Origin of the sequence: uncultured Campylobacter sp., from assembly GCF_938031315.1 — a bacterium.
In the GTDB taxonomy this organism is placed as follows: domain Bacteria; phylum Campylobacterota; class Campylobacteria; order Campylobacterales; family Campylobacteraceae; genus Campylobacter_B.
Window position 1 is genome coordinate 1 of sequence record NZ_CALHHT010000426.1, and the last position, 8,486, is coordinate 8,486.

General features: G+C 45.3%; 10 protein-coding genes. 2 read left to right on the plus strand and 8 right to left on the minus strand.

The genetic code is table 11. The features are described from left to right. Positions 1-106: 106 nt before the first annotated feature. From yidD to Q0236_RS10655, 8 genes are all read right to left on the minus strand, one after another. Positions 107-451: a membrane protein insertion efficiency factor YidD gene (gene yidD / locus Q0236_RS10620; protein WP_297917659.1), complete on the minus strand. Its 345-nt coding sequence runs from the start codon at positions 449-451 to the stop codon at positions 107-109. Continuing rightward, complete coding sequence (rnpA, locus tag Q0236_RS10625; RefSeq protein ID WP_297917680.1) at positions 448-783, minus strand: ribonuclease P protein component; 336 nt, start codon at positions 781-783, stop codon at positions 448-450. The genes yidD and rnpA overlap by 4 nt, the downstream gene beginning before the upstream one ends. Continuing rightward, entirely contained in the window at positions 771-905 is a 135-nt protein-coding gene (rpmH, locus tag Q0236_RS10630) for a 50S ribosomal protein L34 (RefSeq protein ID WP_005873223.1), read from the minus strand. Before rpmH ends, rnpA begins: the two co-directional genes overlap by 13 nt. A gap of 75 nt (positions 906-980) precedes the next feature. Beyond that, a complete protein-coding gene (locus Q0236_RS10635; RefSeq protein ID WP_297917661.1) occupies positions 981-1,334 on the minus strand; it encodes a hypothetical protein in 354 nt (117 codons plus the stop codon). After that, positions 1,331-2,689, minus strand: a complete 1,359-nt coding sequence (locus Q0236_RS10640; protein ID WP_297917663.1) for an efflux transporter outer membrane subunit — start codon at positions 2,687-2,689, stop codon at positions 1,331-1,333. The genes Q0236_RS10635 and Q0236_RS10640 overlap by 4 nt, the downstream gene beginning before the upstream one ends. Before the next feature lie 13 nt (positions 2,690-2,702). Next, the gene (locus tag Q0236_RS10645; protein ID WP_297917666.1) at positions 2,703-4,631 is read right to left on the minus strand and encodes a MacB family efflux pump subunit; all 1,929 of its coding nucleotides are present in this window, start codon (positions 4,629-4,631) and stop codon (positions 2,703-2,705) included. 19 nt (positions 4,632-4,650) lie between these two features. Beyond that, positions 4,651-5,835: an efflux RND transporter periplasmic adaptor subunit gene (locus Q0236_RS10650; RefSeq protein ID WP_297917669.1), complete on the minus strand. Its 1,185-nt coding sequence runs from the start codon at positions 5,833-5,835 to the stop codon at positions 4,651-4,653. A gap of 64 nt (positions 5,836-5,899) precedes the next feature. Further along, a complete protein-coding gene (locus tag Q0236_RS10655) occupies positions 5,900-6,769 on the minus strand; it encodes an EamA family transporter (RefSeq protein WP_297917671.1) in 870 nt (289 codons plus the stop codon). A 150-nt stretch (positions 6,770-6,919) separates the two neighbouring features. Here Q0236_RS10655 and glmU point away from each other — a divergent pair, with 150 nt between their 5' ends. Both glmU and Q0236_RS10665 read left to right on the plus strand, forming a co-directional pair. Further along, positions 6,920-8,221, plus strand: coding sequence for a bifunctional UDP-N-acetylglucosamine diphosphorylase/glucosamine-1-phosphate N-acetyltransferase GlmU (glmU, locus tag Q0236_RS10660; protein ID WP_297917674.1), 1,302 nt, complete (start codon positions 6,920-6,922; stop codon positions 8,219-8,221). Beyond that, positions 8,214-8,486: flavoprotein (locus Q0236_RS10665; protein ID WP_297917677.1), on the plus strand; the 273-nt coding region annotated here is incomplete at its 3' end. The genes glmU and Q0236_RS10665, both read left to right, overlap by 8 nt.

Sequence of the window (8,486 nt, forward strand, 5' to 3'; positions counted from 1 at the left end):
GAGGCGCGAATTTTTGATAAATAAAAATGATCGTAGGCGACAAAAAATATAAGCGCGAGTGCCACTGCGATGGCAAGGCGTTTTGATTGAGGTAGTTTATCCAGCACTATTTCTCTCCTGCTAGTATGATATAGTATCTATTTTTTTTATATGGTATGAACCAAAGCTTAAATTCCTGCGCGCGCGCGTTAAAGCGGCCTTCGTAGGTTTTTGAAAATACGCAAAATTTAAAATTTCGCGTGATTATCGGATGGTCTATGCCGCCTTTAAACAGCGGATTACACCTTAAAATTCTAGCGGCCGTAGCGCAAAGAGCGCGAAAAAGACCGTTAAATTTAAACTCATAAAGGGCGTATTGCGAACAGCTCGGATAGTAGCGGCAGCAGCGCGGAAACGCGGGCGAAATGAATTTTCTGTAAAACCCGATCGCGGCTATAAAAAATTCCTTCATTTTGCCGCTCCTATCTTTTTAAACGCCCATTTTAAATTTCGCTCAATGTCTTCAAAGCTCATATCTATGATCTGCTTTTTTGCGATTAATATAAAAATTCCGCTAACAATGGCATCTTTTTGATTATAAAACGCGGCGCGCAAACGCCTTTTGGCGCGGTTTCGCGTGACCGAATTGCCTATTTTTTTACTGGCGACCGCGCTAAATTTACGCTCTTCGCTCGCCAAAAAATAGACGACGGCGCATTCACAATGCCACTTCGCCCCGTTTTTATAAACATCCGAAAAAACTCTACTGTCGCTTACCGCAGCGAACTCACCTACGCAGCCAATCTTCTTCTGCCTTTAGCGCGTCTTGCGCTTAAAACTCTGCGGCCGTTTTTTGTTTTCATACGGACGCGAAAGCCGTGAGTGCGCTTTTTAGGGGTATTGTGGGGTTGGTACGTTCTTTTCATAACTGTTCCTTTAAGAAAATGTAAAGCGGAGATTTTATAGAAACTTTACTTAAAAACCGATAAACAAAAGCAGCCCTAGCGCCGATAAGCGTCGCCTTGCAGCTTTTTGCGGCGCAGTTTTAAGTCCTGTTCATTTTTATTGTTTCGCTCCTTGATGTCTTGCATCGGCTGTTTTTTCATCGAAAAATCATCGTGGTCGCCTACGCCTTTTGATTCACGTTGCAAATTATTTTGCAGGCTTTGCCTATCTAGTTCATTTTTTTGACGATTTAGCATAATTTCACTATGGTTTTTCTCAAATTCTGATTGTTTATTGTTCGCAGCATAGACGCTGGCACCAAAGCTTACTGAGTCATCTTGCGCGCTTAGTGCCGTACAATCAGCAAATATCGCACCGTAAAGCAACCAAAATATCAAAGCCTTTTTCATTTGCGTTTAAATTTACCTGCCATCGCGCGATAGATCGCCGCCTCATTTTGTAGCGTCAAATATCTTTGATTTAGCTCGTTTATCTTAGCGTTTACGGCGTCGGTGCGGGCTTCTAGCATATCCTTTAGCTCGCTTGAGCCTGCTTCGTATTTCGCGGCGTAAAGATCGGCGATACGCGCCTTTTCATCGTAAGCAGCGCTTAAATTTTTAAGGCTAGCCAGATTGATTTGATAAATTCTATATAAATTTAACACCTCATTAGTAGCGTTAGAGAGCGTCTGTTCGTAATTTACGACGTTTTTGCGAAAAGCGATCTCTGAAATTTTAAGGCGGTTTTCAACCCTCGCATAATCCAAAAACGGCAGACTTATGCTTACGTTGCCGCTTAAAAAATTTAGCTTGAAGCTATCGTTGGCACTCACGCCTTGCCCATTAGTAAGCCCTGCGCCTAAATTTACGCTAGGAAAGAAATTTAACTTAGCGGTCTGTTCGTCGTAAAAGCTGGAATTTAACCTAGCTATCGCAGCTCTAATATCGGGGCGGTTAGCAAGCGCCGTGTAAGGCACATTTAGATCAACGCCTTGGAATTCTATGGAATTTATCGAATCGGTGTTGTCATCAAACTGCAAGCTGGAGGAGATGAGATTCCTCATATATTTATGATTATCCTCGATATTTTTTTGAATGCTTAAGACCTTGTTTTCAAGCCCTAGGATAGAATTTTGAATTTGCCTGTAATCTAGCTGCTCGGACTTGCCGTAATCATATTTTGCCTTGATTATTTTTTCGATCTCGCGGTAATCGCTTAAATTCTGTTTTGTCCATTTTAGCGAATCGTTTAGATAAAGCATCTCAAAGTAGCCGCTTACGACAGAATTTATAAGAGTCAGGCGAGTATTTTCAAGGTCAAACTCGCTGGCTTTAGCGTTCCAGCCCTCGGCATTTACCGCCGAACGGATCTTGCCAAATAGATCGAGCTCATAGCTTACGTTAAAACCGGAACTATAGGTTTTGTTCCAATTGGCGCTAGTGCTTATATCGCGGTTGGCGCCTGCACTCCACGAGCTGCTTAGCGTAGGAAATAGATCTGCGCGGCTAAGTCCTAAATTTGCATAAGCGCTCTCGACATTAAGCGCGGCAGTTTTTAGATCGTAATTGTTCGCAAGCGCCTGATCTACGAGCTTATTTAGATACGATTCGCCATATTTTTTATACCACAGCGTATCGATTTCGTAGCTTGCGTTTTCATCTTTGAAATTCTCTACGGGTTTATACTCGACCTCGCTTTGATTCGAGGCGCAGCCACCGATAAAAACGGCCAAAACGCCGCTTAAAATTACTTTGGAATTTATCATTTTCTCTCCTTGATTATTCTTGTGCTAAAGCATCTATCGGATTTAATCTGCTGGCGTTTCTTGCCGGCAGATAGCCGAAAACTATACCGATCGCGGACGACGCCGCAAAGGCGATCACGAAAGGCGCGGTAGTAAATTTCATCGCAAAATCCGGGCTTATGGTATTAAACGCAAATCCAAGCGCCAAAGCGATTAAAATTCCTAAAGCTCCGCCGAGCGAGCAAAGCAAGATCGCCTCTATCAAAAACTGCTGCAAGATATTGGATTGCTTCGCGCCGATCGCCATCCTGATGCCGATCTCGCGCGTACGCTCGGTGACGCTTACGAGCATGATATTCATCACGCCGATGCCGCCGACGACGAGCGAGATAACCGCAATCGATGAGATCAGAATCGTCATCGTGCCGGTAGTGCTTTGTATTGTTTGTTTGATAGTATCTGCGTTCATCGTATGAAAATCCCGCGAGCCGTGTCTTTGGATAAGTAGCTGAGTTAGGCTCTCTTCGGCCACTTGAGTATTGACATCGTCTTTGATTTTGATGGTGATAGAGCTGATTTTTCGATTGCCCGTGATTTTATTCATCACGGTTGAGTACGGCGCGTAAATTCTTAAATTTTCGTTGCTTCCGAAGGCGTTTTTATCCTTGCCCGAAACTCCTATGATCTTAAGTGGCTTACCCGAAAATAAAATCGTCTTACCGATAGGATCGGAATTTTTAAAAAATGTTTTTTTGGTGTTTGGATCGATAATCGCAACAGAGGCAGAATTTTTAATATCATCGTCGCTAAAATTTCTACCATCTTCTATATCTATGCCATTAACCGCCAAAGAATTCACGCCACCACCGCGCAGTTGAGCCTTGGAGCTTAAATTCGCATATGTTGCCGTACCGCTTGCAGAAGCATTTGGTGTGGCATAATCGACGTAGGGCTGGCGCGCCAAAACTTTAGAATCGCTTATCGTAAGGGTACTCACAAAGCCCGCTCGCACGTCGCCGAAATTTTTACCGGGAAAGATATCGATCGTATTGGTACCAATTTTACGGATCTCGGATAAAATTTTTTCCTCCGAACCCTTACCGAGAGCTACTACGCAGATAACCGAGGCGATGCCGATGATGATGCCTAACATCGTCAAAATCGATCTTAGTTTATGCGAAAATATCGCGCTAATCGACATTTTAAAGCTCTCTATGAGTTGATCTTTGCAAAATATAAAGGAATTTTTCGTTTTGATCTTCTCTCTTTTGCGCTCGAAAACCCGCCCAGCCTTTCTTTTATCGCTTAAAATTCTGCCGTCTTTGATCTCGATGATACGATCCGCAAATTCCGCAATATGCGCATCGTGCGTAACTATTATGATGGTATGTCCCTCTTTATGCAGCGCTGTTAAAATTTGCATCACCGTCTCGCCGCTTTTGCTATCAAGCGCGCCGGTGGGCTCGTCTGCCAAAATCACTTCGCCGCCGTTTATCAGAGCGCGGGCGATACTTACGCGCTGCTGCTGCCCGCCGCTAAGTTTGCTCGGTAAATTTTTAGTGCGATCGCCAAGCTCCAGCTTATTTAAAAGCTCTACCGCTCGTTTCGTCCGTTCGCTCGCCCCCACGCCCGCATAAACCGCAGGTAGCGAGACGTTTGCGGTCGCGTCCATCGTGGCGATGAGATTATATTTTTGAAAGACAAAGCCGAATTTTTTGCTTCTAAGCGCCGCAAGCTCGTCGCCGCTTAAATTCGCGGTCTCGCGACCTTCGATCTTATAGCTTCCGCTGCTTGGCGTATCGATGCAGCCGATTATATTCATCAGCGTGGATTTTCCGCTTCCGGATTGCCCGATTATCGATATAAACTCGCCCGCTTCGATATTTAAACTTACGTCTTTTAGGACGTGGATTTCGTTATCGCCGAGAATGAATTTTTTGTTTATATCTTTAAGCTCTAGCATCTTCACACCATAAAATTCTCTAAAACACCATCGGAGGCCCGTCCATATTTAACGGCGCGGCTTTTCCGTCGGCGATAAGCACCTCATCTTTTTCATCCAAACCGCTTAAAATTTCAGTATTCAAATCGTCGCTGACGCCCGTTTTTACGTATCGCTGCTCGGGCTCTTTGCCGTTAAGCACCGTGACGTAATCGCCTCCCCCGTCGCGCTTGATAACCGAGGTAGGTAGGTAGCTCGTATTGTTCGCTTCGCTTACGATTATGTTGTTTTCGGTCGTCATTCCGATCTTTAAAAAATCGTTTTCGTTATCCACGAGCATCTTTGCGTAAAAATAGATCGCGCTGTCGCTGCTACTCGAAGAATAAGACGATCCGCTAGAGGTTTTATCGTACGTCCCGTCGCTAAGCGTGGTAAGACCGGGGTCGATCTTGTAAATTTTAGCCTTTTTGATATTGTCTAGATCCGATAGTATGGAGTATTCTACGTCCATTCCAACCTTTACTTTGGATATATCGCCCTCGGCTATTTGCATCTTGATCTCCATCTTGCTTAGATCGGCGATCTTTACGATCGTAGGCGTAGTTTGGTTGGAATTTACCGTTTTGCCCTCCTCTACCGGCATTGAAACGATCGTACCGCTTATCGGAGCCGTGATCTTGGTATAGCCGAAATTCGTCTCCGCGGTGCTTAGCTGAAGTTTCGTCTGCTCGATCTGCGCCTCGATCTGCTTCTGCTCGGCCTCTTTTAAAGCGGCGCTATTTTTAGCGTTTTCCACAGCCTCTTTGGAAGCGGCGTTTCTTTTATACAGCTGCAGCTCGCGGTTATACTGCGTTTTAGCATTTGCCGCGGCGATCTTTGCCGAAGCCAAATTTGCCTCGTGGATCAGAAGCTGCGCCTTTTGCTGCGCGATCTCGTTTTCTTGAGTGACTGAATCGATCTGTGCGATCATATCGCCTTTTTTTACGATATCGCCCACTTTGACGTAGAGCTTTTTGATCTGACCGCTTACCTGCGCGCCCACATCGACCAAATCTCTGGCGTAAACCTCGCCCGCAGCCGTCACCGTGCCTCTGATATCGCCCTTTTCAAGTCTAGTCGTAAGAGCTTTCGGCGCCTCTTCTTGCTTAAAAAATTTGCCGTATAAGAAGTATATCGCAATGACTATGAGCAGGGTAAAGGCGATAAATTTCAAGGTTTTTTTCATTTTGCCAACTTCAAATAAAATAAGGGCTAATTCTAATGTAAAAATATAAAATTTTAGTTAAATACTAAATTCTTTGCTCGCGCAGGGCGTAAAATTTCATAATCTTTTTATGCAAAATAAGCGAAACATAAATCAGCGCCGAGCCCGCAAGCAGGCGCGCTATATCGGCGTCCTTTTGCCAAAATACTAAATTTACGACGATCGCTGCGGGGATGAGCGCGTTATTCATAATCGCAAGCACGCCGCTATCGACTTCGCACGCGCCTTTGTTCCACAAAAAATACCCCAGAGCGCTTGCGACAGTGCCCAGATACACGATCACCGCGCCTTGGGAGAAGCTGGGATTAAATTTAGAAAAATCTCCGAGCACGATCGCGGCAATCGCCGTAACGGCGGTGGCCCCCACAAAAAAGTAGCCGAAAAGCTCCTTCTGCTCGCTAAAGCCGTGGCGCTCCAGCATAAATTTATACGCGCTCTGTCCGAGCCCGAAGCATAAATTTGCGCCCTGCACAAGCAAAAAGCCCGTCAAAAACTCGGAATTTATCGCACCGAATTTAATCACCAAAGCCCCCAGCACCGCGACTGCGACGCTGAAAAGATATAGCGCGCGAAATCTAAGCTTAAGCGCGTCGTAAAGCAGCGTCACGTAAAACGGAGTAAATATCGTAAAAAGTGCCACTTCATAGACCTTCAAATACGCAAAGCTGCGGTAGTAGAAGATATACATCACGCCGATCTGCACGGCGCCCACGGCGCAAATTTTAAGCGCCAGGGCTGGATTTACGCCACGAAATTTCATAAACGGCAAAAAGCAAATTAGCGCCAACAATACGCGCGAAAACGCCAAATACGCGCTGTCTATACCGCGCAAAAACTCGCCTATCAGCGAGAAGCTAAACGCCCAAATACAAGTAACCAAAATCAGTTTTTTCAAAACGTCCGCCTAAGCTTTAAAATTTAGGCGGAATTTTATAAAATTTTAGTTGAATTTGGGATTTAAATTTCGCCCGCGCGGCATAAATTTAGGTTTTTATTTATTTTAAATGTGTTAAAATTATCCGATTTTTGAAATTTAAGGGTAAAAATGAACGACGTTTCGGTTATAGTTCTTGCCGCAGGACTCGGCACTCGGATGAAGTCGCAAAAAGCTAAGGTTCTTTTCGAGCTTTGCGGCGAGCCGATGATAATCCACATCTTAAAGAAAGCTTACGAAATTTCAAACGACGTGAGCGTGATTTTACACTATCAATTCGACGAGGTTAAAAGCGCGGTTCTAGCGCACTTTCCAAACGCTAAAATTTACAAACAAGATCACGAGCATTTCCCCGGCACTGCGGGCGGACTAAAAGAGGTCGAAATCCGCGGAGCCAAAACGCTAATAATCTGCGGCGATATGCCTTTGGTAAAAAGCGCCGAGCTTCGCAAACTCTGCGAGGGGGACGCGGAAGTAAATTTAAGCGTTTTTAGCGCGCGCGATCCATTCGGATACGGTCGCGTAATCACCCGCGGCGGCGAAATTTTAAAGATCGTCGAGCAAAAGGACGCAAGCGAAGAAGAAAAAGCGGTAAAAGACGCAAACGCGGGCTGCTACTGCTTCAAAAGCGAGGCATTGAAACAAATTCTGCCGCAGATCAAACCAGATAACGCTCAGAAAGAATACTACCTCACCGACGCGATCAAAATCGCCAAAGATATGGGCTTAAAATGCGCTGCCGTGTGGGTGGACGAGCAAAATTTTATGGGCATAAACGATAAGTTCGCCCTCAGCATCGCCGAAAATTTAATGCAAAACGAGATAAAAGAAAATTTGATGAAGCAAGGCGTTTTGATGCGCCTACCGCAAAGCATCTATATCGACAGCAGAGCAAAATTTATCGGCGAGTGCGAGCTGCAAGAAAACGTAAGTATCATCGGTCCTTGCGTGATCGAAAGCTCGCTCATCAAAAGCGGCTGCGTCATCGAAGATAGCGTCGTAAAAAACTCCGACATCGGTCCGATGGCGCATCTGCGCCCAAAATGCGAAGTTATAGGCACCCATATCGGAAATTTCGTCGAGCTTAAAAACGCAAAAGTAAACAAAATCAAGGCGGGGCATTTAAGCTATCTTGGGGATTGCGAGATCGATGAGGGCAGCAATATCGGCTGCGGCACGATTACGTGCAACTACGACGGCAAGAAAAAATACAAAACGATAATCGGCAAAAACGTCTTTATCGGCTCGGACACGCAGCTAGTAGCGCCCGTGCGGATAGCCGACGACGTCATAATCGCCGCCGGCACAACGGTTACAAGCGACGTTCCGAGCGGCGCGCTGGCGATCAGCCGAAGCAAACAAATCAACAAAGATGGGTTTTTCCATAAATTTTTTAGGAGCGAAGATGAGTAAGAAAAAGGTTTTACTGGCGGTTTGCGGGAGTATCAGTTTTTACAAAGCGTTTGAAATTTTATCCGCTCTGAAAAAGTCGAATTTCGACGTCTATGTCGCGCTTAGCGACGGCGTGCAGGAGTTTGTTAGCTACAAGGCATTCGAGGCGCTATGCGATCACCCCGTGCTTTGCAAAGCCAACGAAAACTGGCAGGCTGGCATCAACCACATCGCTTATTCCAAGGTGGATTTAGTTTTGATAGCGCCTGCGACGGCAAATACTATA

What these genes read in the sequence shown, in the direction of transcription:
- yidD (WP_297917659.1), bottom strand. Translation starts at nt 451, where the DNA reads ATGAAGGAATTTTTTATAGCCGCGATCGGGTTTTACAGAAAATTCATT.
- rpmH (WP_005873223.1), bottom strand. Translation starts at nt 905, where the DNA reads ATGAAAAGAACGTACCAACCCCACAATACCCCTAAAAAGCGCACTCAC.
- Q0236_RS10635 (WP_297917661.1), bottom strand. Translation starts at nt 1,334, where the DNA reads ATGAAAAAGGCTTTGATATTTTGGTTGCTTTACGGTGCGATATTTGCT.
- Q0236_RS10640 (WP_297917663.1), bottom strand. Translation starts at nt 2,689, where the DNA reads ATGATAAATTCCAAAGTAATTTTAAGCGGCGTTTTGGCCGTTTTTATC.
- Q0236_RS10645 (WP_297917666.1), bottom strand. Translation starts at nt 4,631, where the DNA reads ATGCTAGAGCTTAAAGATATAAACAAAAAATTCATTCTCGGCGATAAC.
- Q0236_RS10650 (WP_297917669.1), bottom strand. Translation starts at nt 5,835, where the DNA reads ATGAAAAAAACCTTGAAATTTATCGCCTTTACCCTGCTCATAGTCATT.
- glmU (WP_297917674.1), top strand. Translation starts at nt 6,920, where the DNA reads ATGAACGACGTTTCGGTTATAGTTCTTGCCGCAGGACTCGGCACTCGG.